This window comes from Paractinoplanes durhamensis (assembly GCF_016862175.1).
Classification (GTDB): domain Bacteria; phylum Actinomycetota; class Actinomycetes; order Mycobacteriales; family Micromonosporaceae; genus Actinoplanes; species Actinoplanes durhamensis.
The window spans coordinates 92,070-117,887 of sequence record NZ_BOML01000051.1 but is presented as its reverse complement, the minus strand read 5'-3'; the positions used below and the strand labels follow the sequence as shown (position 1 = coordinate 117,887).

The 25,818-nt window shown below is 71.5% G+C and carries 23 protein-coding genes and 1 tRNA gene; 13 read left to right on the top strand and 11 right to left on the bottom strand.

Annotated features, from left to right (window positions below):
- Window positions 1–156 precede the first annotated feature (156 nt).
- Window positions 157–1,794, bottom strand: coding sequence for a PAS domain-containing protein (locus Adu01nite_RS31905; RefSeq protein WP_239132844.1), 1,638 nt, complete (start codon window positions 1,792–1,794; stop codon window positions 157–159).
- A gap of 260 nt (window positions 1,795–2,054) precedes the next feature.
- Here Adu01nite_RS31905 and Adu01nite_RS31900 point away from each other — a divergent pair, with 260 nt between their 5' ends.
- From Adu01nite_RS31900 to Adu01nite_RS31885, 4 genes are read left to right on the top strand one after another with little or no spacing between them, the layout of a single operon-like run.
- Window positions 2,055–2,921 (top strand): helix-turn-helix domain-containing protein, encoded by an 867-nt coding sequence (locus tag Adu01nite_RS31900; protein ID WP_203732386.1) that lies wholly within the window; start codon window positions 2,055–2,057, stop codon window positions 2,919–2,921.
- Complete coding sequence (locus Adu01nite_RS31895; protein WP_239132843.1) at window positions 2,914–3,888, top strand: RNA polymerase subunit sigma-70; 975 nt, start codon at window positions 2,914–2,916, stop codon at window positions 3,886–3,888. Before Adu01nite_RS31900 ends, Adu01nite_RS31895 begins: the two co-directional genes overlap by 8 nt.
- 22 nt (window positions 3,889–3,910) lie before the next feature.
- Entirely contained in the window at window positions 3,911–4,891 is a 981-nt protein-coding gene (locus Adu01nite_RS31890) for an NADPH:quinone oxidoreductase family protein (RefSeq protein WP_203732382.1), read from the top strand.
- Window positions 4,892–4,922: 31 nt separating this feature from the next.
- Window positions 4,923–5,666, top strand: a complete 744-nt coding sequence (locus Adu01nite_RS31885; RefSeq protein ID WP_203732380.1) for a hypothetical protein — start codon at window positions 4,923–4,925, stop codon at window positions 5,664–5,666.
- Between the two features lie 2 nt (window positions 5,667–5,668).
- Here Adu01nite_RS31885 and Adu01nite_RS31880 read toward each other — a convergent pair whose 3' ends face one another.
- Both Adu01nite_RS31880 and Adu01nite_RS31875 read right to left on the bottom strand, forming a co-directional pair.
- The gene (locus Adu01nite_RS31880) at window positions 5,669–6,307 is read right to left on the bottom strand and encodes a DUF4240 domain-containing protein (RefSeq protein WP_203732378.1); all 639 of its coding nucleotides are present in this window, start codon (window positions 6,305–6,307) and stop codon (window positions 5,669–5,671) included.
- A 28-nt stretch (window positions 6,308–6,335) separates the two neighbouring features.
- A tRNA-Sec gene (locus Adu01nite_RS31875) sits at window positions 6,336–6,431 on the bottom strand.
- Between the two features lie 38 nt (window positions 6,432–6,469).
- Here Adu01nite_RS31875 and selD point away from each other — a divergent pair.
- Window positions 6,470–7,468, top strand: coding sequence for a selenide, water dikinase SelD (gene selD, locus Adu01nite_RS31870; RefSeq protein WP_203732376.1), 999 nt, complete (start codon window positions 6,470–6,472; stop codon window positions 7,466–7,468).
- On the opposite strand, the gene Adu01nite_RS31865 is transcribed toward selD, so the two are convergent.
- The 7 genes from Adu01nite_RS31865 to fdh form a co-directional block, all read right to left on the bottom strand.
- Complete coding sequence (locus Adu01nite_RS31865; RefSeq protein WP_203732375.1) at window positions 7,463–8,233, bottom strand: DUF1295 domain-containing protein; 771 nt, start codon at window positions 8,231–8,233, stop codon at window positions 7,463–7,465. The genes selD and Adu01nite_RS31865 overlap by 6 nt on opposite strands.
- Window positions 8,227–9,465 (bottom strand): SAM-dependent methyltransferase, encoded by a 1,239-nt coding sequence (locus Adu01nite_RS31860; protein WP_203732373.1) that lies wholly within the window; start codon window positions 9,463–9,465, stop codon window positions 8,227–8,229. Before Adu01nite_RS31860 ends, Adu01nite_RS31865 begins: the two co-directional genes overlap by 7 nt.
- Complete coding sequence (locus tag Adu01nite_RS31855; protein ID WP_203732371.1) at window positions 9,462–10,163, bottom strand: DUF1365 domain-containing protein; 702 nt, start codon at window positions 10,161–10,163, stop codon at window positions 9,462–9,464. Before Adu01nite_RS31855 ends, Adu01nite_RS31860 begins: the two co-directional genes overlap by 4 nt.
- The gene (locus Adu01nite_RS31850; protein ID WP_203732369.1) at window positions 10,160–11,386 is read right to left on the bottom strand and encodes an NAD(P)/FAD-dependent oxidoreductase; all 1,227 of its coding nucleotides are present in this window, start codon (window positions 11,384–11,386) and stop codon (window positions 10,160–10,162) included. The genes Adu01nite_RS31855 and Adu01nite_RS31850 overlap by 4 nt, the downstream gene beginning before the upstream one ends.
- A 126-nt stretch (window positions 11,387–11,512) precedes the next feature.
- Window positions 11,513–12,448, bottom strand: a complete 936-nt coding sequence (nrfD, locus tag Adu01nite_RS31845) for an NrfD/PsrC family molybdoenzyme membrane anchor subunit (protein WP_203732367.1) — start codon at window positions 12,446–12,448, stop codon at window positions 11,513–11,515.
- Window positions 12,445–13,359 (bottom strand): 4Fe-4S dicluster domain-containing protein, encoded by a 915-nt coding sequence (locus Adu01nite_RS31840; RefSeq protein ID WP_203732365.1) that lies wholly within the window; start codon window positions 13,357–13,359, stop codon window positions 12,445–12,447. The genes nrfD and Adu01nite_RS31840 overlap by 4 nt, the downstream gene beginning before the upstream one ends.
- Window positions 13,346–16,609, bottom strand: coding sequence for a formate dehydrogenase (fdh, locus tag Adu01nite_RS31835; protein ID WP_239132842.1), 3,264 nt, complete (start codon window positions 16,607–16,609; stop codon window positions 13,346–13,348). Before fdh ends, Adu01nite_RS31840 begins: the two co-directional genes overlap by 14 nt.
- Window positions 16,610–16,638: 29 nt before the next feature.
- On the opposite strand from fdh, the gene selA reads away from it, so the two are divergent.
- Genes selA through Adu01nite_RS31790 form a run of 8 tightly spaced genes read left to right on the top strand, consistent with a single transcriptional unit; the run spans window position 16,639 to window position 25,436 of the window.
- Window positions 16,639–17,934 carry an L-seryl-tRNA(Sec) selenium transferase gene (selA, locus tag Adu01nite_RS31825; RefSeq protein ID WP_203732412.1) on the top strand — a complete coding sequence of 432 codons (1,296 nt, stop codon included), beginning with the start codon at window positions 16,639–16,641 and terminating at the stop codon, window positions 17,932–17,934.
- A 2-nt stretch (window positions 17,935–17,936) separates the two neighbouring features.
- A complete protein-coding gene (gene selB / locus Adu01nite_RS31820) occupies window positions 17,937–19,682 on the top strand; it encodes a selenocysteine-specific translation elongation factor (protein WP_203732359.1) in 1,746 nt (581 codons plus the stop codon).
- Between the two features lie 42 nt (window positions 19,683–19,724).
- A complete protein-coding gene (locus Adu01nite_RS31815) occupies window positions 19,725–21,680 on the top strand; it encodes a phosphocholine-specific phospholipase C (RefSeq protein ID WP_203732358.1) in 1,956 nt (651 codons plus the stop codon).
- Between the two features lie 44 nt (window positions 21,681–21,724).
- A complete protein-coding gene (locus tag Adu01nite_RS31810) occupies window positions 21,725–22,852 on the top strand; it encodes a Fic family protein (protein ID WP_203732356.1) in 1,128 nt (375 codons plus the stop codon).
- Window positions 22,853–22,899: 47 nt separating this feature from the next.
- Window positions 22,900–24,051, top strand: a complete 1,152-nt coding sequence (locus Adu01nite_RS31805) for an MFS transporter (protein ID WP_203732354.1) — start codon at window positions 22,900–22,902, stop codon at window positions 24,049–24,051.
- A gap of 39 nt (window positions 24,052–24,090) precedes the next feature.
- Complete coding sequence (locus tag Adu01nite_RS31800; RefSeq protein WP_203732352.1) at window positions 24,091–24,450, top strand: hypothetical protein; 360 nt, start codon at window positions 24,091–24,093, stop codon at window positions 24,448–24,450.
- 56 nt (window positions 24,451–24,506) lie between these two features.
- On the top strand, window positions 24,507–24,821 hold the full coding sequence (locus tag Adu01nite_RS31795) for a hypothetical protein (RefSeq protein WP_203732350.1): 315 nt from the start codon (window positions 24,507–24,509) through the stop codon (window positions 24,819–24,821).
- A 3-nt stretch (window positions 24,822–24,824) separates the two neighbouring features.
- Window positions 24,825–25,436 carry a leucine-rich repeat domain-containing protein gene (locus Adu01nite_RS31790; RefSeq protein WP_203732348.1) on the top strand — a complete coding sequence of 204 codons (612 nt, stop codon included), beginning with the start codon at window positions 24,825–24,827 and terminating at the stop codon, window positions 25,434–25,436.
- Here the strand turns inward: Adu01nite_RS31790 and Adu01nite_RS31785 are convergent.
- Window positions 25,394–25,816 carry a winged helix-turn-helix transcriptional regulator gene (locus Adu01nite_RS31785; protein ID WP_203732346.1) on the bottom strand — a complete coding sequence of 141 codons (423 nt, stop codon included), beginning with the start codon at window positions 25,814–25,816 and terminating at the stop codon, window positions 25,394–25,396. The two genes, Adu01nite_RS31790 and Adu01nite_RS31785, sit on opposite strands and share 43 nt — an antisense overlap.
- Window positions 25,817–25,818: the final 2 nt, after the last annotated feature.

The window sequence follows — 25,818 nt, the reverse complement described above, 5'->3', positions numbered from 1 at the left end:
GAGCAGTTCATGCGGGGCATCGACTGCTGGCTGTATCACCGCCGGCAGGAAAGTCCGGGTGGCACGTGGACCAACTGGGTGAACATGGAGGTGGTGATCATCGATGGCTGCGGGAGACTGTCCGGTGCTTGGCTGCGTGCCGGGTGACGGGCGCCGCTAGTAGCGGAACTTGTGCCGAACGCTGCGCCGGTTCACCCAGGCCGGCAACTCGTCCAGATTGTCGCGTTGGGACAGCTGCTCGCCCGGCTCACGGCCCCGGGGAAAATCCCGCAGGGTCACCACAAAACCCTGGACCAAGCGGTCCTCGCGCAGGTCGCGGTACCTGGCTTCGACCAGCACCTGGCTGTCGTCGGCCCGCAACAGCGAGCAGAACACCACACCGTCGCCCGAGCCGCGGAAGGCCTGGAGCAGCTGGCTGCGGTCGCCCGGACACACCAGATCACCGAGTGCGGCCAGCGGCGGAAGGTCGTCGACACCGAGCAGCTCGCGCAGCGAAGGACTGGCGTATCGGATGCGCTGGTCCTCGTCCAGCACCACGACGATGTCCGCGCTGTTCCGGATCACCGCGCGCAGATAGAGGTCACTGTCGCGGCGGCCGACCGCCTCCACCAGGGAGATGCGATCCAGCGCGAGCGCCGCCTGCCCCGCCAGCACCTCAACGGTGTCGCGAGCGGCGGTGAGGGCGTCCCGGCGACCCACCAGGATCAGTGCTCCGCCGCCCGGGCGGGCGACGGCGAGTGGTTCCAGCCAGAGCGGACAGACCAGTGTGGCGTAGTCCCGGTCGGCGTCCTCGATCCACCAGCTGCTCGACGGCGGGCCGGCCTCGATGCCCGGCGCCGCTTCGAGCGTGACCCACCGGTCGTCGATGGCGAAGACGGTGCTGCGGATGGCGCCCGGCGGCATGAGCTGGACAATCGCGGCTCGGACCGCCTCGTCCACGGCCGGGGTGTCCGCGGCGGCAACCAGTGCGGCGCTCGCCTGCCGCAAGCCGCGCTCACGGGTCAAGGCTTGGCCGTTCAGGGTCACCGAGTCGGTCAGCCGCGTGATGGCCAGGACAAGTGTGATCGCACCGGCCACGGCGATCACCACACCGTCGCCGACCGTGCCGTGCACCGCCTCGATCAGCAGCACGACCGGCGGGGTGGCTACGGAGATGCCCAGCAGCGCCGCCCATCGCCCACGCCACGAACTCGGACACGGCGCCGCGGGCACGGTGAGCCTGACCATCGACGGGTGCAATGCGGCGGCGCCCCAGGCCAGGTAGAGCACCACGAACCCGGACTCGCTCAGCCGTCCCGGCCACAGCGGCTGCAAGATGTCACTGACCAGGACACCGACCGCACCGAGGACCAGCAGTGCGGCCGAGAGGTTCCGGCCCACGACGACCAGCACACGGGCGACGACCGCGAGGAGCAGCAGGGCTCCGATGACGTAGGCCCCGGAGATGTTCCCGATCCGGCCCGCATCGCCGATCACGAACACCCAGACCACCAGCAGCGTCGAGCACGCGAACGCGAGCAGGTCGATGAGCCGTGCCCGGTCGACGAGAATCGCACCGACGCGGGTCAACTGCAGCAGACTGCAGGCGACCAGCACGATCATGGCGTAGAAACAGACATCGGCTGCGGCGGGCCGGTTCAACGCGGTCAACACGTCGCCGCAGGCGCTCGCCACGATGGCTCCGGCCAGCAACAGCCAAGGACTGATCCGCGCGGGCCGGTGACGACGGACGCCGTAAACGATGGCGGCCGCGCTACCGATTCCCAGCACGATCCATTCGACAGCCCTCAGCACGCCTTACTACTACCAGTGGCGTTGCTGTGTGTCCATTCCCCGATATACGTAGCGCTACCGGTGCCGTTCGGGTTGTCCGGGGGAGTGGTCGAGCGACGAGGACAGCTGCCGGTAGTCGTCGGCCGCCCATCGCCGCGGCGGCTCGTCCGACCTCGACGGCCAGCGACTCCATCCAACCTTCAAGACCAAACCTCGAGCTTGCGTACGCCGAGGTGCACTCGCCGCCCACGATGCCCGTGATCGAGCCTAGCCTGGACGGCGTGGACAACCGTGCCGAGGTGAAGGCGTTCCTCAGCTCCCGGCGTGCCCGGATCACCCCGGAGCAGGCCGGCCTGACGAGTTACAGCCGCAACCGGCGGGTTCCCGGCCTGCGCCGCAGCGAGGTGGCCGACCTGGCCGGCGTAAGCGTCGAGTATTACGCCCAGCTCGAACGCGGCAACCTCGCCGGCGCCTCCGACAGCGTCCTCGACGCCCTCGCCCGGGCCCTGCACCTCGACGAGGCCGAACACCAGCACCTGACCGACCTGGCCCGCGCCGCCGGCCCCGCCGCGCGTACCCGCCACCGGGCGGCGGCCCAGCAGATCCGCCCGAGTGTGGCCCGCCTGCTGGAGCTGATGACCGACGTGCCGGCGTTCGTCGGCAACGGCCGCGCGGACGTCCTCGCCGCCAACCCGCTGGCCCAGGCGCTCTACGCGCCGATGTTCGACGATCCGGCCCGGCCCGCCAACCACGCCCGGTTCGCGTTCCTCGACCCGAAGGCCCGCGACTTCTGGCGCGACTGGGACCGCATCGCCACCGACACCGTCGCCATGTTGCGCACCGAGGCCGGCCGCGACCCGTACGACCGGGCCCTGACCGACCTGGTCGGCGAGCTGTCCACCCGCAGCGAGGAGTTCCGGACCCGCTGGGCGGCCCACGACGTACGCCTGCATCGCACCGGCCGCAAACAGTTCCGCCACCCGGTCGTCGGCGACCTGGACCTACAGTTCGAGACCATGCAGCTGACCGCCGACCCCGGCCTGACCATGACCATGCTCAGCGCCCCGGCCGGCTCGGCCGGCGACGACGCCCTGCGCCTGCTCGCGAGCTGGGCCACCACCCGCCCGGCCGGACGTGCACGTGCCTGACCACGACGGGTTCGCCGAGGCCACCGAGCCATTGCGGCGTGAGCTGTTCGGGCACTGCTATCGGATGCTCGGGTCGGTCCAGGACGCGGAGGATGCGGTCCAGGAGACCTACCTGCGGGCCTGGAAATCATTTGGGACATTCGAAGGCCGATCTTCGGTACGCACCTGGCTGCACCAGATCGCCACGAACCGCTGCCTGACCGAGCTGGCCCGGCCGAGCCGGCGGTTGCTGCCGTCCGGCCTCGGCGGCCCGGAGGAGGATCCCGATGCGGCCCTGCAGGTGGCCGGGGCCGAGGTGCGCTGGCTGCAGCCGGCACCGGACGATCCCGCCGTGATCGTCGCCGAGCGGGAGTCGGTCCGGCTGGCGCTCGTGGCCGGCCTGCAGCACCTGCCGCCCAAGCAGCGGGCGGTGCTGCTCCTGCGGGACGTGCTGGCGTTTCCCGCCGACGACGTCGCGGTCATGCTCGGCACCAGCACGGCGTCGGTGAAGAGCGCGCTGCAGCGGGCCCGGGCGCGGCTGGCCGAACTCTCGCTGACCACCGGCCGGGTCACCGAGCCGGCCGCCCCACGCGCGCGGGAGATCCTCGACCGGTACATCGCGGCCTTCGAGAATGCCGACGCCGCCGCGCTGGAACGACTTCTGCTGGCCGACGCCACCCTGGAGGCGACACCGCTGCGCACCTGGTTCGCCGGCCGCGCGGTCTGCGTGCCGTTCCTGCGCCGTCACCTGCTGGGTTCGCCCGGGACCTGGCGCATGTTCGCCACCAGCGCCAACGGTCAGCCGGCTGCGGCGGCCTACCTTCGCGACGAACAAGGGACCTACCAGGCGTACGGAATCTGCGTGCTCACCGTGACGGAGGCAGGCATCGCCGGGATCACGTCCTTCGGTGATCCGGAATTGGTGGCCACTTTCGGGTTCGGGCCGATTCCTTTGCCGGCCCGGCCGGGTCTTCCTGGGAGCCGATAGCACCCAGCGAAGGAAAACCATCATGCGCGCGCTGCAGCAGACGTCCCTGAACGGTCCGCAGGACCTCCGACTGATCACCGACGCCCCGGTGCCGAGCCCGGGCCCTGGCGAGGTCCTGATCCGGGTGACCGCGGCCGGCGTCAACTTCGTCGACATCCAGCAGTCCACCGGGACCTTCCCCGGCGGCCCGCAGCCGCCGTACGTGGCGGGCGTCGAGGGCGCCGGCGAGATCGTGGCGGTCGGCGCGGGCGTGACCGGCCCGGCACCCGGCGACCACGTCATCGGCGCCGGGATGACCGGCGGCGCCTTCGCCGAGTTCATGGTGCTGCCCGCGGCCGCTGCGGTCCCCGTGCCGACGGGCTGGGCGGACGAGCAGGCGCTGGGCCTGGTCGTGAGCTGGCCGACCGCGCTGGCCGCACTCCGGCCGCTGGGCCGCATCGAGCCCGGCGAGACCGTCCTGATCCAGGCCGCGGCCGGCGGAACGGGCCAGGTCGCGCTCCGGCTGGCGAAGCACTACGGCGCGACGGTGATCGCCGCGGCCTCGCCGGGCAAGCACGACCTGCTCCGGAGCCTTGGCGCCGACCACGTCGTCGACTCCCGCAGCGCCGATCTCGCCGGCGAGGTCAAGCAATTGACCGGCGGCGCCGGCGCCGACCTCGTGCTGGAATCGGCGGGCGGCCCGGCCCTGGAGAGCAGCCTGGCCTCGGCGCGGCGGGTCACCGGCCGGGTCGTCGTCCACGGCCTGTCCGGCGGCGAGGCCACGATCACCAACTGGGACCTGGTCTACAAACACCAGATCCACCTCATCGGCCTGAACATCGGCACCGTGATCCAGGCCACCCCGGAGATCTTCGGCGAGGTGATGGGGGAGTTGTTCGGCCTGCTGGCGGCGGGTGTTCTCGCCCCGGCCGCGCCGACCGTCCACCCGCTCGCCGACGGCCCGAAAGCCCTGGCCGAGCTGGCGGCCCGGGCCACGGTCGGCAAGCTGGCCCTGATCCCCTGACCGACGTGACCGTCCGGCATCATCGGCGGGCATGACGACCTACCGGCTGTTGTGGCAGACGAAGCGTTCCTGCCGCTTCGCCAAGGTCAGCGTGGACGTGGAACCGGCCGGTCGGACCGAGGTCGAGGTCGCGGCGACCGCCACTACCTTCGGTGACTATCGGCGTGAGGCCGAGCTCGGCGCCCGCTGGGCCCTACGCGATGCTCCCCACCCGGTGAAGGTGATCGTCACCGACGTGGTCGGCACCGGCACCGACACCGGCGTCGGAGATGTCTACGAGGCAACCGCTCGCGCCGTGTGGCAGGCGCTGCACGTCGAGCACAGCAATCCGTACGTCGGCTTCGGGGATCCGGAGATGGTCGCCGCATGGCTGGCGCACGTGGCCGGCCGGCGCCTCGAAGCCGTGACCGAGGCGCGGTTCTGGCACCAGGGCCGCCGCGCCCCGGACGCGGAGAGCCTGCTGCACGCATGGCTGTTCTTCGAGTACCTGATGCCGGTCCGGCTGCACGGCCGCGGCGACCAGCTGTTGCTGGATCACCAGGACCCGCACTCGTCGTACGCGATGGACAACGACGGGGAGACGAAGGTCGGCCCGGCGCAGCCGCCGGACCTGCTGGCGAGCTTCGTCGGAGAGCGACTCATCGACGGCGCCGTGATCGAGAACCGCGACGGCCGGCCGGGCTGCGCCGGGCTGATCCTCCGTTTCGACCGAGGCGACCTCGTCATCGAGACGCTCGCCGACGAGTGGATCCTCGCCCTCGGTCCGAAACCCTAGGCTCAGGTGCGTTCGGCCAGCCTGGGCAGCGTTGCGCGGAGCGGCTCGGTTCCGTTGCGCGGATAGCCGCTCGGCGGCGTGCCGGTCGGTGACGTGCCGCCCGGCTCGAGGACGGGGAAGGTGTCGTCGTCGTAGCCGTGCCGTTCGTAGTAGATGCCGCTGACGGCCGCGCCGAACAGCTCGCCCGCCCCCGCGCAGCCGGCGGTGAGGTCCTCGACGTCGGCGAGGTTGTCGGGATCGGCCGCGATGCGCTCGAAGGTCTCGCGCCCCAGGGTGATGACCCACGACCGCCAGTCGGTGAACCCGTCATCACCGACGGACCCGCACACCATGTCGGCCGCCGCGGCGTGCCGCCAGGTGTAGAGGCGCCGGCTCGCGGCAACCAACTGCCGCTGAAACCCACGCAGTTCGTCGTCACCGGCGTCGGCGAAACGCTCTTCGAGAACCTCCGCCATCGCGTCCGGGTCGTCGGAAGCCTGCTCCCGAGCGTCCCCGACGATCTGCCAGAACGCGTCCTCGTCCACCGTCTCCAGCCCTCTCACCGCGGTCGACGGCGACGCCTGTGGGCGGACCGGCGTTGCCCCGCACCCGGCCACCACCAGGGCGAGCAGCGGCGCAAGTACGTACCCAGCCCTCGCCATGTCACCCAACGTAGATGATCACGAAAGATGGCGGAGGCGGACGGGAATCGAACCCGCCTGGCCCGGATGCCGGGCCACACCAGTTTTGAAGACTGGGAGGGGCACCAGCCACCTGAACGCCTCCGCCGCACACCCTAGACCGTGGCGTGGGAGAGTGGGCGGGTGACGGCTACTTCGGTTCAGCGGCTCACCCAGTATGCGCACGGCGGTGGCTGTGCCTGCAAGATTCCGCCCGGCGAGCTGGAAGCCGTGGTTGCGGGTCTGACCACCGATCTGCCCAAGGGGCCCGGTGAGCTGCTCGTCGGGCTTGACGACGGGGATGACGCCGCCGTGGTGCGGATTGCCAACGGGCAGGCCATCGTCGCCACCGCGGACTTCTTCACGCCGGTCGTCGATGACGCCTATGACTGGGGGCGGATCGCTGCCGCCAACGCCCTCTCCGATGTGTACGCCATGGGCGGCACCCCCGTCGTCGCGGTCAACCTGCTCTGCTGGCCTCGTGATCTGCTGCCGATGGAGCTCGCCGCCGAGGTGCTGCGCGGTGGGCTCGACATCGCCCGGGAAGCCGGCTGTCACGTCGCCGGTGGGCACAGCGTCGACGATCCGGAACCCAAGTACGGCATGGCGGTCACCGGGATCGCCGACCCGGAGCGGCTGATGCGCAACGACGCCGGGCGGGCCGGCACCCCGCTCACCCTGACCAAGCCGCTCGGCATCGGCGTCCTCAACAGCCGGCACAAGAACACCGGCGAAGTGTTCCCGCAGGCGGTCGCGGCGATGACCACGCTCAACCGGGACGCCGCCGAGGCCGCCAAGCAGCGCGGCGTCACCTGCGCCACCGACGTGACCGGCTTCGGGCTGCTCGGGCACCTGCACAAGCTTGCCCGGGCCAGCAAGGTCACCGCGCGGATCGACTCCCGCGCGGTTCCCTACCTGGACGGTGCCCGGGAGGCCTTGAAACAGGGCTTCGTCAGCGGTGGCACCCGGCGCAACCTCGACTGGGTGCGGCCGCACCTCGACGCGTCCATCTCCGAGGACGAGCTGCTGCTCCTCGCCGACGCGCAGACCTCCGGCGGCCTGCTCATCGCGGGCGAGATCCCCGGCTACCCGGTCATCGGGGAGCTGGTGCCGAGCACCGGCAAGACGGTGGAGTGCTCATAGACGCCGGGGCGGCCGGGGGAAGAAACCGCTGGTCCGGGCCACGTATTCGGCGTAGCCCGGCCTTGTCGCCGACAGGTGTTTCTCCATCAACGGCTTGCCGGTCTTGCCGGCCAGGAACCACGTCATCAGCATCGGTGACAGCACCGTGAGCCAGCCGGTCCAGTGCAGCGCGGCCAGCGCGAACAGGCCCCACCACACGCACGCGTCGCCGAAGTAGTTGGGATGCCGGGTGTAGTGCCACAGGCCGGTGTCGAGGACCTTTCCCTTCGACGCGGGGTCGGCCCGGAACCGGGCCAGCTGCGCATCGCCGACCGCCTCGAAGAACAGGCCGACCGCCCAGATCGCCACGCCGATCACAGCGAAGGCGTTGAGCGGGGCGTAGTGGGCGGCGACCTGGACCGGCAGCGACACGAACCACAGGATGATCCACTGGAGCAGGTAGACGCTGCGCAGCGCGTACCAGGTCCGGTTGCCCTTTCCCTTGCTCAGCAACTCGGCGTAGCGCGGGTCCTCGCCGGGGTGCCGGCCGGCCTGCCGCCCGATGTGGATCGACAGGCGCAGGCCCCAGACAACGGTCAGACCAGCGGCGAGCCAGGCCATCGGGCGGTCCGCGTTGAGGGCGGCGGTGGCGACCGCGACCGCGGCGAACCCCAGCCCCCAGGCGACGTCCACCCCCTTGTGCCGGCCCAGGGCCACCCCGGCCGCAAAGGCCACCAGCATCACGGCGAGGGAAGCCGCGGCGGTGGTGAGCAGCAGGGTCAGCATTCGCGTACGCCGTGGCCCAGCACCAGCTGGCACACGTCCAGGTAGCGGGAGGCGAAGCCGGCCTCGCAGTAGGCCAGGTAGAAGTTCCAGGTCCGGGCGAAGGTGGCGTCGAAACCGAGCGCGGCCACCTCGTCCGTGCGGCCGGTGAAGGCGGCCCGCCAGCGGCGCAGGGTCTCCGCGTAGTCGAGGCCGAAGTCGAGCCGGTCGTGCACGGTCAGCCCGGCCCGGCCGAGCACGCCGGTCATTGCCGGCACCGACGGGATCAGCCCGCCGGGGAAGACGTACTTGTGGATCCAGGTGTACGTGTCGCTGGTGGCGAGCATGCGGTCGTGCGCCATGGTGATCATCTGCAGGCCGACCCGGCCGTGCGGGGCGAGGTGCCGGGCCAGGACATCCGCATAGGCCGGCCAGTAGTCGAGACCGACCGCCTCGACCATCTCGACCGACACGATCGCGTCGAAGCCGCCCGGCACCGGGGTGATCTCCCGGTAGTCGCACAGCCGTACCTCGACCCGGTCCGCCACCCCGGCCGCGGCGGCCCGGCGCAGGGCCAGGTCCCGCTGCTCGGCGGAGAGCGTCACGCTGACCACCCGGGCGCCACGCTGAGCGGCCCGGATGGCCAGCTCGCCCCAGCCGGTGCCGATCTCCAGCAGGAGGGTGCCGGCGGTGGTGCCGGTCCGATCCAGCAGCCGGTCGATCTTGCGATGTTGGGCGGTGAGGAGGTCGTCGGAGGAGCCGGAGGCGAACAGGGCGCTCGAATAGCTCATCGACTCGTCCAGGAACAGCGCGAACAGGTCGTTGGACAGGTCGTAGTGCCGGGCGATGTTGCTCCGGGAGCCGTCCGGCGTGTTCCGCTCGGCCTGCGGCGACCGCGGCCCGTGGAAGCGCCGTATCCATTGCAGCGACGGCGGGATCAGCGTGCCCATCCGCCCGGCCAGCACGGTCAGCACGCCGACCAGGTCGCCTGAGTCCCAGTCGCCGGCCTGGTAGGCCTCGCCGAAGCCGATCAGCCCGGCCGCCCCGAGCCGGGCGTGCAGGGCGGCCGGCCGGTGCACGTCCAGGATCGGCCCGGACGTGCCGGTCATCCGGCCGCCGGGGTAGCGGACCCGGACGGCGGAGCCGGCCATCGCGTGCCGGAACACCACGCCGGCCACGGCGGCCCGGATCGGGGCGTTCGGCAGGGCCGCCACGTCCGGCCACCGGCTGGTCGCCTGGTTCAGGGTGATCGTCATCGCGGGCCTTCCGTTCGGGGCACGACCGGCAGGCCGCGCAGGTACAGCCGGATTCCTTGCAGCCGGATCCGCACCGCCACCGCGACGGTGACGAACGGATGCCGGACGGCCGCGCCGAGCAGCGCGAGCCCGGTGGCCGGGCGGCGGCGCCCGCGCAGCGAGGCGACGAACGGGCGGCCGCCGTCGCGGTCCAGCGCGACGGTCAGGGCGAGCCGGCCGCCGGGCTCGGGCAGGGTCAGCCGGTACTCGCCGGACACGTCGTTGAACGGCGACACGTAGAACGCCTTGGCGGTCTCGGCCCGGCCGCGCTCGTCGGTGTGCAGCAGGTAGCAGTGCCGGCCGCCGTAGGTGTTGTGCACCTCGGCGATCACCGCGGCGAGACTGCCGTCGGCGCGATGGCACCAGTAGACGCTGAGCGGGTTGAACACGTACCCGAACGAGCGGGCGTTGGTGAGCAGCCGGATCGGGCCGCCGGCCAGGTCGATGCCGTGCCTGGCCAGGTACGCCTCGACGTTCGCCCGGATGGTCCGGGCCGGGTCGCCGAAGTGGTCGGCGGCCCGGAACGAGGCGAGCAGCCGGTCGCGCGGCAGCTCGTCGAGGTCGACGAACCACTGGTAGGTGCGGTAGGTGAAGGCGTGCCGCAGCGGCGTGGTCCGGGTGTGCCGGACCGTGCAGTCGTAGAGCGCGGGGGCGGTCACCAGTCGGCCCCGAGCGACTTGGCGGCCAGCACCCCGCTGCGGCAGCCGTCCTCGTGGAAGCCCCACCCGTGGTAGGCGCCGGCGAACGCGGTCCGGCCGTCGTTGAGCGCGGGCAGCCCGGCCTGGGCGGCGACCGACGCCGGCGTGTAGATCGGATGCTCGTAGGTCATCCGGGCCAGCTCCCCGCCGGTCCGGCCGCCGGCGTTCAGCGTGACCAGGTAGTTCCGCGACGCGTTCAGCCCTTGGAGCCGGTTCATGTCGTAGGTGACGACCGGCGGTCCGGCGTCCGGCGTGCAGCCCGGCAGCCGGTAGTTCCAGCTCGCCCGCGCCCGCCCGGAACGGGGCAGGATCGAGTCGTCGGTGTGCAGCACGGTCTCGTTGCGCGAGTAGCCGAACGCCCCGAGCGTCCGCTGCTCGGCCTCGGTCGGGTCGGTGAGCAGCCGTAACGCCTGGTCGGCATGGGTCGCGACGACCACCGCGTCGTAGTGGGTGCGCTCGGTGGCCTGAACGTCGACGCCCGACGGCGTACGCGTAATCGCGGTGACCGGATCGCTCACCCGAACGCTGCGCAGGTTTTTGGCGAGCAGCTCGACGTAGGTGCGGGAGCCGCCGGTCACGGTCCGCCAGGCAGGCGAACCGGTCACCGAGAGCATGCCGTGGTGGGCCAGGAAGGTGAACAGGTAGCCGGCCGGGTAGTCGGCGACGACGTGCGGGCCGCAGGACCAGACCGCCGACACCAGCGGCACGACGAAGTGCCGGACGAAGTGATCGGTGTACCGGCCGCGGGCCAGGAACTCCCCGAGGGTCATCTCGTCGCCACTGGCCAGCAGGGCGCGGGCCCGCCGGTGGAAGACCGGGACCTGCGCCAGGGTGGCCAGGTAGCGCGGCCCGGGCGGCTGGGCGAACAGGCCGCGGGGGCCCTTCGCGCCGGCGTACTCGAGACCGCAGCCGTCGCATCGCACCGACATGCTCATCTCGGTGGCCCGGGTGGGCACGTCCAGCTCGGCGAAGAGCCGGCGGAGCAGGGGGTACGTCCGGTCGTTGTGCACGATGAAGCCGGAGTCGACCGCGACGGTCGAGCCGCGGTCGGGCAGGTCGTGGGTGTGTGCGTGCCCGCCCAGCCGGGTGTCGGCCTCGTACAACGTCACGTCCCACGTGTTACGCAGCACGTAGGCCGCGGTCAGCCCGGACACCCCGGCCCCGATGACGGCTACTGATCTCATCCTCGGTCACTCCCCGCCGGTCAGTGGATCTTCCGGTGGTTATTCGGAACCAACCGCCCGGCGGATAGGTGCATTCATTTTCCGTCACCGGGCGCGGAGAGGCCGGGTGATCGAGAGAAAAGGGCGCTACTCGTTCCGTTGGGCAAGGCGCTCACGCTGCGGGATCACCGTGTATTTCGGGTCCCGCGCGGACACCATGCCGCCCTCGAAGATGCCGAACCGGGTGATCGCCGACGCGGCCAGCAGCGACAGACCGGACAGGGCGGACACGACCCGGCTGCGGCGGCCCAGCAGGGCGCCGGCGATCCCCGCGGCGGTCAGCAAACGGCCCGCCCGCAGCAGCGTTCCGGCGTGGCCGGAGGTGAAGGGCTCGCTGAGGATGCCCTTCGTCGTCTCGATCCGGTGCGCGCCGTACAGCTCCAGGGCCGCGCCCAGCACCGCCATCCGCCGGACCGGTGGCGCCGGATCGGCGATCAACCCGACGCCGGCCCCGCTGGCCAGGGCGCTTCCGGCAAAGACGAAGGGCAGTTCCGGGTACGCCGCGTGCCAGCTCGGCGTCGCGGTGTCGGCGAGCAGCACGGCCGTGTAGGTCGCCAGCGCGGGCGCGACGACCGCGGCGCCCAGCCCGGCGGCCGCGCCCACCGGCGGCAGCACCCGGCGGAAGAAGCCGGGCGGCAGCAGCGGCGCCGCCTCGGTGATCGCGGCCGCGCCGGCCGCCGCGCTGAAGGCGGAGAAGATCCACGTGCCCATCGACATCGGCGACGTCGGCTTGGCCACCCGCAGCATGTGGTGGAAGCGGGCGGGCCGGCCCAGGTCGGCGACCAGGAAGTAGCCGCTGGCCGCGACCGCGCCGAGCGACGCGACCCGCCCGGCCCGGCGCAACCGGGGCCGGCGGGTCAGCTGCCCGCCGGCGGCCAGGAGCGCCGACCCGGCCGCGAGCCCGCCGGTGAACAGGTAGGAGGCGATGTCGTGGGTCCACGGCGCGGGCCGCACGATCGGCCGGCCGTAGTAGGACTTGAACTCGGCCCGGGGCACCATCGGCCGGTCGCCGCGCTTGCTCATCCGCGCCGCCCCAGGAACGAGACGGCCACCGACGCGGCCATGGCCAGGGCGGCGATGCCGGCCCGCTTCCACATGTCCGGCAGGTCCCGCGTGGTGACGATCGGGTCGGGCGGCAGGCCGTACACCTCAGGCTCGTCCAGGAGCAGGAAGAACGCGCCGTCCCCGCCGACGCCGTCGTCCTCGGAGTGGCCGTAGAGCCGGGCCGACTCGACGCCGGCCTCGTGCAGCGCGTCGACCCTCTCCGCGGCCCGGGTGCGCAGCTCGTCGAGCTCGCCGAACTGGATCGACTGGGTCGGGCACGCCTGGGCGCAGGCCGGGGTCAGCCCGTCGCCGATCCGGTCGTAGCAGAGCGTGCACTTCCAGGCCCGGCCGTCGTCCTCGCGCCGGTCGATCACGCCGTACGGGCAGGCGGCGATGCAGTAGCCGCAGCCGTTGCAGATGTCCTCCTGGACCACCACCGTGCCGAACTCGGTGCGGAACAGCGATCCGGTCGGGCAGACGTCGAGGCAGCCGGCGTGGGTGCAGTGCTTGCACACGTTCGACATCATCAGCCAGCGGAAATCGGTGCGCGGCGCCTCGGTGACCCGGCCGGGCAGGTCGCTGAGCGGCATCCCGAGGAACTGGGTGCCGGCGGCAGCCAGCGCATCCGTCAAGGAAGGGACCACGGGCTGCTCGATGAAGGCCACGTGCCGCCACGTGTTGGCGGACAGGCCGCCGGTGTTGTCGTAGGACTGCCCGAGCAGGTTGAAGCCATCGTCCGGGATGGCGTTCCACTCCTTGCAGGCCACCTCGCACGCCTTGCACCCGATGCACACCGAGGTGTCGGTGAAGAAGCCCATCCGCGGTGGCGCGTCGACGTAGCCGGCGTCCGGCGCCGGGTCGAGCGGCCCGTAGAGGCTATTGCTCCCCATCAGCGTCCTCCGCGGAATGAGTGGTCACGATCGGTGTGTGATGCCCCGGCACGAGCCCGGCCCGGCGTCGATAATCCTCCACGAAGCTGAGCAGGGCCGGCCCGACCGGCCGCCGCCCCGGCTGGATGTCGCACGTGCCGACCTTGCTCTCCTGGATCAGGACGTTCGGGTCGAGGGTGATGCCGATCAGGTCGTTCGCCGAGTCGCCGGTGACCAGGCCCTCCGAGCCCCAGTGGTAGGGCAGCCACAGCTGGTGCACGATCCGGCCCTCGATCCGCAGCGGCGTCAGCCGCTCGGTGACCAGGACTCTCGCCTCGATCGCGGCGCGCGCCGTGACGATGTGCGCCCACCCGAGATGGTCGAGACCGCGTTCCGCGGCCAGCGCGGGGGAGACCTCGACGAACATCTCCGGCTGCAGTTCCGAGAGGTACGCCAGCTGCCGGCTCATGCCCCCGGCCGTGTGGTGCTCGGTGAGGCGGCTGGTGCTGAAGACGTACGGGAAGACCTCGGTGTGTTGTTCGGGTGGGCTGGGGTTCGTCGGGTTGTCGGACCGGTCGTAGACCTTGCGGGTCGGGTTGGCCTGCTGACCGTAGAGCGGGTTGCGGACCATCGACTCGGCCGGCTCGTAGTGGGTCGGCATCGGCCCGTCGATCAGCCCGGCCGGCGCGAACAGCCAGCCCTTCCCGTCGCCCTGCATGATGAACGCGTCGTCGCCGGAGATCGCCTCGACGCCGGTCGCGCCCTCGGGCGGCCGGTAGGACGGCGGCTTCGTCTTCTCGAAGTCGGGCACGTCGTGTCCGGTCCACTCGCCCGCGGCAGGGTCCCACCAGACGTAGGCCTTCCGTGAAGACCACGGATTGCCGTCCGGGTCGGCGGAGGCACGGTTGTAGAGGGTGCGCCGGTTGGCCGGCCACGCCCAGCCCCACTCCGGCGCCACCCAGCTCTGCTCGCGGCCGGGCTTGCGGCGGGCCGCCTGGTTGACGCCGTCGGCGAACACTCCGGTGTAGATCCAGCAGCCGCCCGACGTGGTGCCGTCCGGCTTCATCTGGTTGAAGGTGCTCAGCAGGTCACCGGTGCTCAGGTCGTACCCGTTGATCTCCTGCAGGACCTTCTCGCTGCTGGGCTCGTCATCGCCGTACTCCCAGGTCAGGTTTTGAATGCCCTTGTCCCGCGGCAGCGTGGACGCGGCCAGCCGGGCCCGGATGCGCTTGCCGAGGTGGTAGAAGAACCAGAGTTCGCTGTGCGCGTCGCCCGGCGGCTCGACCGCCTGCTCGCGCCACTGCAGGATGCGCTGGGTCTGGGTGAACGTGCCCTCTTTTTCGGCGTGCGAGGCGGCCGGGAACAGGAACACCTCGGTGCGGCACGTCTCCGGGGTGATCTCGCCGGTCGCGACCTCGGGGCCGTTCTTCCAGAACGTCGCGCTCTCGATCATGTAGAGGTCGCGGACCACGAGCCAGTCGAGGTTGGCCATGCCGAGACGCTGGGCGCGGCCGTGCGCCGACCCGACCGCCGGGTTCTGGCCGAGCAGGAAATACCCCTTGATCTTGCCGTCGATCATGTCGAGCGCCTGCCGGTACGTACCGTGATCGCCGGTGAGGCGCGGCAGCCAGCCGTACCCCCAGTCGTTCTCCGCCGTTGCGGCATCGCCGAAATAGGCCTTGAGCAGCGACACCGCGTAGGCCTCGGCGTTCGCCCAGAAGCCCTTCTGGCCGGGGTGGCGGATCGCGTCGATCCACTGCTGGAACGTCTCGTGCTGCTCGTGGTGCGGCATCGGCAGATAGCCGGGGAGCAGGTTGAACAGGGTCGGGATGTCGGTGGAGCCCTGGATGCTGGCGTGCCCGCGCAGCGCGAGCACACCGCCGCCGGGCCGGCCCATGTTGCCGAGCAGCAGCTGGATGATCGCGCCGGTCCGGATGTACTGCACGCCGACGCTGTGCTGCGTCCAGCCGACCGAGTAGACCAGTGCGGTGGTGCGTTCCCGGCCCGAGTTCGCCGTCCAGGCCTCGCAAACTTCCAGAAACGCCGCTTGCGGTACGCCGCACAGCCGCTCGACGACCTCGGGCGTGTAGCGTCGGTAGTGCCGCCTGAGGATCTGGTAGACGCACCGCGGGTCCTGCAGCGTCGGGTCCCGTGGCACGTCACCGGGCAGCGGCGCGCCGTGCGACTCGTGCTGCTGGCCGGCCGCGGTCTCCCGCTGGACGTGCGACTCGCCGTGCTCCTGGCCGTGCTTCTCGTGCCCGGCATACATCCACGACGACTGGTCGTAGGTGTTCGTCGACGGGTCGAAGCCGGAGAACAGGCCGTCGAGATCCTCGGTGTCCTGGAAGTCCTCGCTCACGATCATGGACGCGTTCGTGTACGCCAGGACGTACTCCCGGAAGTCCTTCTCGTTCTCCAGGATGTAGTTGACGATCCCACCCAGGAACGCGATGTCCGCCCCCGCCCGCACCGGCACATGGGTGTGCGCGAGCGCGCTGGTCCGGCTGAACCGCGGGTCGACATGGATGACCTTGGCGCCGCGGTTCTTGGCCTCCACCACCCACTGGAAGCCGACAGGGTGCGCTTCCGCCATGTTGGAACCCTGGATGATGATGCAGTCGGCGTTGGCCAGATCCTGAAGGAAGCTGGTGGCCCCGCCACGGCCGAAAGAGGTTCCCAGACCGGGAACGGTGGCGGAGTGTCAAATGCGGGCCTGGTTTTCGATCTGGATCGCGCCGAGCGCCGTGAACAGCTTCTTGATCAGGTAGTTCTCTTCGTTGTCGAGGGTCGCGCCGCCCAGGCTGGAGATGCCCAGCGTGCGGTTGAGCGGCCGGCCCTCGGCGTCGTTGTCCTCCCAGGTCTCCTCGCGGGCCGTCAGCACCCGGTCGGCGATCATGTCCATCGCCGTCTCGAGGTCGAGCCTCTCCCAGTCGGTGCCGAACGGCTTGCGGTAGAGCACGTGCTGCTGGCGCCGCGGCGAGGTGACCAGGCTGAGGCTGGCCGAGCCCTTCGGGCAGAGCCGGCCGCGGGAGATCGGGCTGTCCGGGTCGCCCTCGATCTGGACGACCTTCTCGTCCTTCACGAAGATCCGCTGCCCGCAGCCGACCGCGCAGTAGGGGCACACCGACTTCGCGACCCGGTCGGCGGTCTCGGTGCGGGCGGTCAGCGCCTTGGAGCGCGGCGACTGCGCGGCGGCACCACGACCCAGCGGGTCGGTCCCGGTCAGCTGCCGATAGACCGGCCAGCCTTCGATCCAGGTCCGGACGCCCACGAGAATGACCTTAGTCCTGCCCGGCATAGATTGGTGGCGTGGATCCCCGGCGGCAGGTGCCGCGTACCGATGTCGTCCTCGCCGATCCCCGGCTCCAGGACGCCGTCGCCCGTCTCGGCCGGCCGGCCGTGAAAGCGGCCGTCGGTGCTGCTCAGGAGCTGGTTCGCGGCGGCCGGCTCAGCCCATCGGAGGTCGCGGACGCAGCGGTGGCGGCGCTGCCGTCCACGGCCGGCGGGCTGCGGCCGGTGCTCAACGCGACCGGCGTCGTCCTGCACACCAACCTCGGGCGGGCGCCTCTCTCCCGGGCCGCGCGCGACGCGATCGTCGCGGCCGCCGGGAACACCGACGTCGAGATGGACCTGACCACCGGGCAGCGGGCCAAGCGCGGCCGCACCGCCCTGGCCGCCCTGCAGAGCGCGGTCCCGGACGCGGGCGGCGTGCACGTGGTCAACAACGGTGCGGCCGCGCTCGTGCTGGCCGCCACCGCCCTCGCCGCCGGTAAGGAGATCATCGTCAGCCGCGGCGAGATGGTGGAGATCGGCGACGGCTTCCGCCTGCCCGACCTGCTCGAATCGACCGGGGCCCGGCTGCGCGAGGTCGGCACCACCAACCGCACGTCGCTCACCGACTATGAAAAGGCGATAAATCCGGCAACGGGGTTCATCCTCAAGGTGCACCCGTCGAACTTCGAGATCACCGGCTTCACCAGCGAGGCCACCACCCGCGAGCTGTCCGCCCTGGACATCCCGGTGGTCGCCGACATCGGCTCCGGCCTCCTCGCCCCGGACTCGCTTCTACCGGACGAACCGGACGCCGCCACCACCCTGCGGGACGGCGCCGACCTGGTCATCGCGAGCGGTGACAAGCTCCTCGGCGGTCCGCAGGCCGGCCTCCTGCTCGGCGACGCCACCCTCATCGAGCGCCTCCGCCGCCACCCCCTCGCCCGGGCGTTACGCGTCGACAAACTCACCCTCGCCGCGTTGCAGGCCACCCTCACCGGCCCGGAAACCCCGGTCTGGCAGGCATTGCGCGTTTCGGCGGAGGAGCTGCGGCGGCGCAGCCTGAGCGTGCTGGAACGCCTCGAAGAAAAGGGCATCCCGGTCACCCTGGTCGAATCGGTCGCGGTCGTCGGCGGCGGGGGAGCGCCGAACGTCCAGCTCCCGTCGTGGTCACTGTCGCTGCCGCAGAGGTACGCGGTCGCACTGCGGACAACCGCAACGCCGGTCGTGGGCCGCCTCGCCGGCGGAAGTCTGCTGCTCGACCTGCGCTGCGTACCCCCGGAAGCGGACGACGACCTGGTCGCGGCCGTCCTGTCGGTGGCCTGACGATGCACGTCGTGGCGACCGCCGGCCACGTCGACCACGGCAAGTCCACCCTGGTCCGCGCGCTGACCGGGATGGAACCGGACCGCTGGGCCGAGGAGCGCCGGCGCGGCATGACCATCGACCTCGGCTTCGCCTGGACGGCCCTGCCCGGCGGGGAGACGGTCGCGTTCGTCGACGTGCCCGGCCACGAGCGGTTCGTGCCGAACATGCTGGCCGGCATCGGTGGCGTCCCGGCCGCGATGATCGTGGTGGCCGCCGACGAGGGCTGGATGCCGCAGTCGGCCGAGCACCTGGCCGCCCTGGACGCGCTCGGCGTCCAGCACGGCCTGCTGGTCGTCACCCGTTCCGACCTGGCCGACCCGGCGCCGGCGTTGGCGCAGGCCCGGGAACTGATCGCGGCGACCTCGCTGGGCGGGGTGGAGGCGGTCGCGGTCTCCGGGACGACCGGGGCCGGCCTCGACGACCTGCTAAGCGCCCTGGACCGCCTTGTCGGCGGCCTGCCCGCGCCCGATGAGGACGGGCCGGTGCGGCTGTGGGTCGACCGCGTCTTCACGATCAAGGGCGCCGGCACGGTCGCGACCGGCACCCTCAGCGCCGGGCGGCTCGCCGTCGGCGACGAGTTGCTCCTCGGGCTCCTCGGCGACGAGCCGGTGCGGGTCCGTGGGCTCCAGACGCTCGGCGCCCCGGTGCCTGAGGTGGCCGCGACGGCGCGGGTGGCGGTGAACCTGCGCGGCGTACCCAAGGAACGCCTCTCCCGGGGTGATGCCTTGCTGACGCCCGGCCGCTTCCGGCATACCGACCTGATCGACGTGCGGCTGCACGGCGACCCGGTCGAGGACCTGCCGCCGACCGCGACCCTGCACATCGGTGCGGCGGCGATCCCGGCCCGGGTCCGGCCGCTCGGCCCCGACACGTGCCGGCTGCGGCTGTCCCGGCCGCTCCCGCTGCGCCTCGGCGACCGGGCCCTGCTCCGCGACCCGGGCCGCCACCACGTCGCCGGCGGCGTCACGATCCTGGACGTGAACCCGCCCGGCCTGACCCGCCGGGGCGCCGCCGCGGCCCGCGCGACCGTGCTGGCCACCATGGACGGCACCCCCGACCTGGCGAGCGAGCTGAGCCGTCGCCTGCTGATCCGTGGGTCGGATCTGGCCGCCATGGGCGTACCCGTCAATGGTGTTCCGGTGGCCGGCGACTGGTTCGCCGACCCGGCCCACTGGGCCGCCCTCGCCGAAACCCTGACCGCCGAGGCCACCGCCTACCGGGCCGCGCACCCCCTCGAACCGGGAGCCCCGCTCGAGGCCGTCCGGCACCGCCTCGGCCTGCCCGACCGGGCCCTGGTCGAGGCCCTGGTCAAGCCGCCGCTGCGGGTCCGCAACGGCCGGATCGAGACCGGCTCCACCGGCATCCCTGCTGACCTGATCGCCGCTGTCGAGAAGGCGTTCGCGGACAAGGGCCCTTTTGCCGCCCCCGAGGCCTATTCGCTCGCCGCGCTGGGACTGGGCGCCCGTCAGCAGGCCGCCGCGGTCCGGGCCGGGCTGCTGATCCAGCTGGCGCCCAATGTGGTGCTGCTGGCTTCCGCCGTGCCGCTCGCCGCCACTTTACTGCGACAAATCGCCCAACCCTTCACGCTCAGTGAAGCTCGCAAGGCGCTCGACACCACCCGGCGGGTCGCGGTGCCGTTGCTGGAGCTGCTCGATCGTCGCGGAGTGACCGAACGGCTACCGGACGACCGCCGCCAATTCGCCTGACCGAAGCCCGCTGTTCGACGTTCGGGGCCGAGACTGCTCGGCATGGATCGCATCAATCGCCGTGGATTCCTGGCTCTCGCCGGGGGCGCCACCGCCATGGCCGCCCTGTCGCCGAGCATCGCCCGCGCCGCGGCGATCCCGGCCGACCGCCGCACCGGCACGATCGCCGACATCGAGCACATCGTGGTCCTCATGCAGGAGAACCGCTCCTTCGACCACTACTTCGGGGCGCTGCGCGGTGTGCGCGGCTTCGGCGACCGCACCCCGGTGACGCTGCCGGACGGCACCTCGGTGTGGAACCAGTCCGGGGTGCTGCCGTTCCGGCCGGACGTCGACGACCTGGGCATGCAGTTCCTCCAGGACCTGCCGCACGGCTGGAACGACGGGCACGACGCGTTCCACGGCGGCCGCTACGACCGGTGGGTGCCGGCCAAATCGCCGACCACGATGGCCTACCTGACCCGCGACGACATCCCGTTCCACTACGCGCTCGCGGACAGCTTCACCATCTGCGACGCCTACCACTGCAGCCTGATGGGCCCGACCGACCCGAACCGCTACTACATGTGGACCGGCTACACCGGCAACGACGGCCGCGGCGGCGGGCCGGTGGTCACCAACGACGAGCTCGGCTACGGCTGGACCACCTACCCCGAACGGCTCGAAGCGGCCGGGGTGTCCTGGAAGATCTACCAGGATGTCGGCGATGGCCTCGACGCGGCCGGTTACTGGGGGTGGACGTCGGACCCGTACATCGGCAACTACGGCGACAACTCGCTGCTCTACTTCGACAACTACCGCAACGCCGCGCCCGGTACGCCGCTCTACGAGAAGGCCCGCACCGGCACCAACCTCAAGGCCGGCGACGACATGTTCGCCCCGCTGCGCGACGACGTGCTGGCCGGCAACCTGCCGCAGGTGTCCTGGATCGTCGCGCCCGAGGCGTACACCGAACACCCGAACTGGCCGGCCAACTACGGCGCCTGGTACATCGCGCAGGTCCTCGACGCGCTGACCGCCGACCCGAAGGTCTGGGCGCGGACCGCCCTGCTGATCACCTACGACGAGAACGACGGCTTCTTCGACCACGCCGTCCCCGCGTATCCCACCGCCGGGAACTCGACCGCCGACCTGCGCGACGAGTTCCTGCCCGCGTCGAACGGTCACGTGGCCGGCCCGTACGGCCTGGGCCAGCGGGTCCCGATGCTGGTGGTGTCGCCGTGGAGCACGGGTGGTTACGTCTGCTCCGAGGTCTTCGACCACACGTCGATCGTCCGCTTCATCGAGAAGCGCTTCGGCGTGCACGAGCCCAACATCTCCCCGTGGCGGCGCGCCGTCTGCGGCGACCTGACGGCGGCTTTCGACTTCGCCAAGACCCGCCCGGCCCCACCGCGCCTGCCGGACACGAGGGCGTACGCCCCCGCCGACCGCAACCGCCACCCCGACTACGTCCCGACCCCACCCGCCGACCCGAAGCTCCCCACCCCCGAACACGGGGTGCGCCCGGCCCGCCCACTGCGCTACGACCTGGCCGCCGACGCCCGCTACGCGGCCGGCGAGGTGCGCGTGACGTTCGCGAGCCGGGCCGGCGCAGGCGCGGTCTTCTACGTGACCGAGGCGGGCGGCACCCCACGGACATACACGGCCGCAGCCCGAACCCACCTGACCGGCACCTGGCCGGACACCACGGACCTGAGCGTCCACGGCCCGAACGGCTTCTTCCGCCGCTTCCGCACCCCAGGCGTGGAGGTGAGCATCCGCCAGTCCCGCCTGACCCTGTCCAACCCGTCCTCAAAGGCGACAAGGGTGGTCCTGACCGACGCCTACAGCGGCGAGCGCTGGCCGATCCGCCTGAACCCGGGCCAAAGCCAAACCCGCCACCTGCCACACCACCACGACTGGTACGACGTGACGGTAACCAGCGACATAACCCCGACGTACCTACGCCGCCTGGTAGGCCACATCGAGGGCACCGAGCCGGGAGTGAGCCAGCCCTGATCGACTGAGATGCGCCTATGCTACTGCTGCAGTAGCATAGGCGCATGCTTTACGAGATGCCCGCGCTGGACGCCGACGACCTTCGAGTCCTCGGCGAGCTGGATGCCATGCGGGCTGAGCTTGGTGTGCAGTTGCGGGCGAAACCGCACTGGGAGGGCCAGCTGCGACGCAGCCTGTTCGCTGCGGCCATCCAGGGCTCGAACACGATCGAGAACATCACGATCAGCAACTCCGACGCCCGGGCGCTCGTCGAACATGCGCCGATGTCCGCGAGCGCCGGAGAGGAAACGCAGCAGGCGGTCGCCGGTTATCGCGATGCGATGACCTATGTGCAGCAGACGCCGCTGATGGGCTTCTTCGAATACTCGGAAACCCTGCTGTCCGCCCTGCACTTCATGATCACCAAATATCAGCCGGGTAAGTGGCCGGGTCGCTATCGTGCCGGCGGCATCTACGTGACGAGCGCCGACCGGCTGGAGCCCGCCTACACCGGTCCCGACGCCGACTTGGTCTCCGGACTCATGGGCGAACTGATCGAGTGGCTGCGCGATGGGGATCCGGACGCACCGGCGTACGCGCGAGCGGCGATGGCCCACCTGAATCTGGTCGGCATTCACCCCTGGCGGGACGGCAACGGGCGTACCGCCCGCGCGGTCCACACCCTCGTGCTGGCGAGGACGGGCGAGCTTCTGTCCGAGTTCTCCTCGATCGAGGAATGGCTGGGCGAGCAGATCAACACGGTGCAGTACTACGCGGCGCTTCGGTCGGTCCAGCAAGGAACGTTCGAGCCCGGCCGGGACGCCCATTCCTGGCTGCGATTCGTCCTGACCGCCCATCACCGCCAGGCGCAGCGGGTGAAACGGCGCTCCGAGTGGACCGTGCGCGTGTGGAACGACCTGGCGACCCTGGCCGCCGACCGCGGCCTGCCCGAGCGGGTCGTCTCCGCCCTCTACGGTGCCGCGATCGGCGAGGTCCGGCGTACCACCTACCAGCAGGACGAGGGGCTGACCCGGGACCAGGCCATCCGCGACATCCAGGCCCTGACCCGCGCCGGACTCCTGGCGCCGCAGGGCAACGCGACCTCCCGGGTCTACCTGCTGGCCGGCCCCGCCGTCGAGGCGGAGGAGTCCGCGACCGCCGCGGTGCGCGGCCCGGGCCGCGACCCGTACTGATCGTTAACTCGGATGCCCGTGGCGTCTTGATCGGGTAAGCAAGGCGGGTGCCATTTCTCGCGCTGGCCGGCGCCATTCTGATGCTCGGCATTGCCGACTCGATGTGGGGCTCCTACGTGGTGCTCTTCGCCGCCGATGTGGGGCACTTCGGGCCTCTTCAGATCGGGGTGACGGCGTCGGCCACCGCGATCGGCGGCATCACGGTCGCCTGGCTGCTCGGGCGGCGGTTCGATCGGCGGCCGGCCCGCCGCTACACCGTCGCTGTCACGCTCGGCTGCGCGGTCGCGTTCGGGATACTCACCGTCACCACCGCGTTTCCGGTGTTCCTGCTTCTCTCCGTCACCCTGCTCGGCGGGGTCGGGGCGGCATTCCCGCAGCTGTTCGCGCTGGCCCGGGCGGTTCTCGGGGACGGGCCGGCGGGGCAGCGGTCGGCGCCGCTGCTGCGCTCGGTCTGGTCCCTCGCCTGGGCGGTCGGGCCGCTGCTCGGGGCGGTGGTGCTGGCCCGCGCCGGCTACGCCGTACTCCTCTGGTCGGCCGCCGGCGCCCTCGTGCTCACCGCCCTCGCCACCCTGCTCATCCCGAAGCCGCGGGCGGTGGCGGCGGCCGTCGCCGACTCCGGCGCGGACGCCGCCGGGCCGCCGGCCTGGTCGGTGGTTCTGCTGACCGCGAGCGTCACGCTCTTCTTCACCGCCATGTACGCCGGTTCGCTGGCGTTGCCGCTGTTCGTCACCCGCGCCCTCGACCGGCCGGAGTCCTCGGTCGGCATCCTCTACAGCGCGTGCGCCGCCGTCGAGGTCGCCGCCGCGCTCGGGCTCGCCGCGGTGCCGGCCCGGGTCAGCCAGCGCCTGGTCATCCTCGGCGGCATGCTCAGCTTCGTCGTCTACTTCAGCCTCACGGTCCTGGCCGGCGGCATGGCGTTGCTGCTGGTCGGCCAGGTCTTCCGGGGCATCGGGATCGCCGTGGTCGGCGCGGCCGGCATCCGCTACTTCCAGGATCTGCTGGCCCCGGCGACCGGCCGGGCCACCACGCTGTTCGCCAACGCCTCGACGGCCGGCCTGCTGGTGGCCGGCGTCCTGGCCGGCGCCTCGGTCGACGCGTTCGGCTACCTGCCGACCCTCGCGTTGTGCGGGGTGGCGGCCGCCGCGGCGGCGATCGCGTTCACCGCCGGGTCGGCCGGTTTCAAGAACCGGTTCAGTTGAGGGGTGTGCGCCGACACCGGCGAGGGAACCCATGGATGTATGTCGATTGAACGCGAAGACCTGATGATCTGTCCCGCCCGCGTCACCCTCGACGCGGCGCAAATGGCCTTCTTCGACGGGCTTCCCACCAAGGCGCCCAGCGTGCAGGCCGAGCTGGGCTGTGAGCTGGAGCAGGGCCACGAAGGCTCGCATGCCGCCCTCGGCCAGCAGGTGGACACCACCATGTGGTGGATCCAGTGGACGCTGAGCGCCTCCGAGATCAACCCGTACACCTGGTGCCCGGCGACCCATCTGCCCGACACCGAGCGCCGCGACGACAAGGATTGCGCGCTGTTCAACGGCCACCCGGGCAGCCACTCCTCGGCGAAGCGATCCTGGCAGGCTTCGGAAGCGGCCTGAACCGGTTCAGAAAAAGCCGGGTCGACAGCCCCGGCGACAAGGGGTCACGATGAGGCATGAGCTCCGGGAGAGTGCCGGCCGCGGCGTCGGCCGCGATCGCGCTGGTCATGATCGCCGTCTACCTCGGACTGATCGCCCACCAGGACGGCGAGCCGGCGGTGTGGTTCGTCGCCGGTCTCGCGGCGGCGGCGCTGCTGGCCGCCTACGGCGCGGCCCGCCCGGCAAGGTTGGCGCTGATCGCCGCGGGTGTGCTGATGCTGGCCTTCGGCCTGCTGGGCATCCTGTCGATCGGGCTGCCGATCATCGTGGCCGGGGTGCTGGCCCTGGTGGCGGCCGGTCGCCTCCGGGTGCCCGGCAGGTCGGCCGCCTGACCGATGGAGGACGGTGACTGGATCCCGGCCCTGCCGACCGTCGAGGAGGCGCTCCGGCGGGCGGCGGGCGGCCGCGACGAGCTCCATCTCTACCAGCAGGACCTGCCGGTCGTGCCGCCGCCGGTCCGCGAGTTCCGGCACCTGCGGACGATCTACCTCTACAACAGCTACGTCCGGGTGCTGCCGGACTGGCTGGCCGAGCTGCCCGAACTGACCCTGCTGGACGTGTCCCGCAACGAGCTGACCGAGGTGCCGTTCGCGCTGCTGTGCAAGCCGGGCCTGGAACTCCGGATGAGCGGCAACCCGCTCGATCTGGGCCGGATGTTCCGCACGCTGATCGCGAACTACAACGAGGCCCGCACCGAGGACGTGGCCGCCGCCTGCGACCCCGGCATCACCCTGCACCTGCCGCGGGTCCGCCCGGCCGACGGCACCGGCCGCGAGGCAGTGGCGAAGATGCTCAACGACGCCTACCCACGCTACGGCCGGATCGAGGTCGTCGACGCCGACCAGCACCGGGCGGTCCTGAAGCCGGCCCGCGCACCCCAGATCGAGATGCAGCTGACCTGGCGTTACGGCCGGCTGTCGAAGGGCGACGGCGGCCGCTGCCGGTGACGGTCGATCTCCGGCTGGTGCTGCACGGCCCAGTCGGCCAGCGCGGACAGCGGCCCGAGCAGGCTCTCGCCGAGCGGGGACAGCCGGTATTCCACGCTCGGCGGGACGGTCGCGAAGACCGTGCGGGAGATCAGCCCGTCGGTCTCCAGCGACCGCAGGGTGCGGGTGAGCATCCGCTGGCTGATCGCCGGCACCGACCGGTGCAGCTCGTTGTAGCGGTACGGCCGCCGCCCCAGCAAGGTCAGCACCAGCACCGACCATTTGTCGCCGACCCGGCGCAGCACGTCGGTCAGCGGGCAGACCTCATGCTCGGCCGCCGGGACCGGGGTGGGCAGCACGTGCGCGAGCATCGAGGGCACACCCATGTTCGTACCGGACATGA

What these genes read in the sequence shown, in the direction of transcription:
- Adu01nite_RS31850 (WP_203732369.1), bottom strand. Translation starts at nt 11,386, where the DNA reads ATGAGATCAGTAGCCGTCATCGGGGCCGGGGTGTCCGGGCTGACCGCG.
- Adu01nite_RS31810 (WP_203732356.1), top strand. Translation starts at nt 21,725, where the DNA reads ATGCTTTACGAGATGCCCGCGCTGGACGCCGACGACCTTCGAGTCCTC.
- Adu01nite_RS31860 (WP_203732373.1), bottom strand. Translation starts at nt 9,465, where the DNA reads ATGACGATCACCCTGAACCAGGCGACCAGCCGGTGGCCGGACGTGGCG.
- selB (WP_203732359.1), top strand. Translation starts at nt 17,937, where the DNA reads ATGCACGTCGTGGCGACCGCCGGCCACGTCGACCACGGCAAGTCCACC.
- Adu01nite_RS31790 (WP_203732348.1), top strand. Translation starts at nt 24,825, where the DNA reads ATGGAGGACGGTGACTGGATCCCGGCCCTGCCGACCGTCGAGGAGGCG.
- Adu01nite_RS31795 (WP_203732350.1), top strand. Translation starts at nt 24,507, where the DNA reads ATGAGCTCCGGGAGAGTGCCGGCCGCGGCGTCGGCCGCGATCGCGCTG.
- Adu01nite_RS31885 (WP_203732380.1), top strand. Translation starts at nt 4,923, where the DNA reads ATGACGACCTACCGGCTGTTGTGGCAGACGAAGCGTTCCTGCCGCTTC.
- Adu01nite_RS31785 (WP_203732346.1), bottom strand. Translation starts at nt 25,816, where the DNA reads ATGTCCGGTACGAACATGGGTGTGCCCTCGATGCTCGCGCACGTGCTG.
- Adu01nite_RS31800 (WP_203732352.1), top strand. Translation starts at nt 24,091, where the DNA reads ATGTCGATTGAACGCGAAGACCTGATGATCTGTCCCGCCCGCGTCACC.
- Adu01nite_RS31890 (WP_203732382.1), top strand. Translation starts at nt 3,911, where the DNA reads ATGCGCGCGCTGCAGCAGACGTCCCTGAACGGTCCGCAGGACCTCCGA.
- Adu01nite_RS31880 (WP_203732378.1), bottom strand. Translation starts at nt 6,307, where the DNA reads ATGGCGAGGGCTGGGTACGTACTTGCGCCGCTGCTCGCCCTGGTGGTG.
- nrfD (WP_203732367.1), bottom strand. Translation starts at nt 12,448, where the DNA reads ATGAGCAAGCGCGGCGACCGGCCGATGGTGCCCCGGGCCGAGTTCAAG.
- Adu01nite_RS31865 (WP_203732375.1), bottom strand. Translation starts at nt 8,233, where the DNA reads ATGCTGACCCTGCTGCTCACCACCGCCGCGGCTTCCCTCGCCGTGATG.
- Adu01nite_RS31840 (WP_203732365.1), bottom strand. Translation starts at nt 13,359, where the DNA reads ATGGGGAGCAATAGCCTCTACGGGCCGCTCGACCCGGCGCCGGACGCC.
- Adu01nite_RS31815 (WP_203732358.1), top strand. Translation starts at nt 19,725, where the DNA reads ATGGATCGCATCAATCGCCGTGGATTCCTGGCTCTCGCCGGGGGCGCC.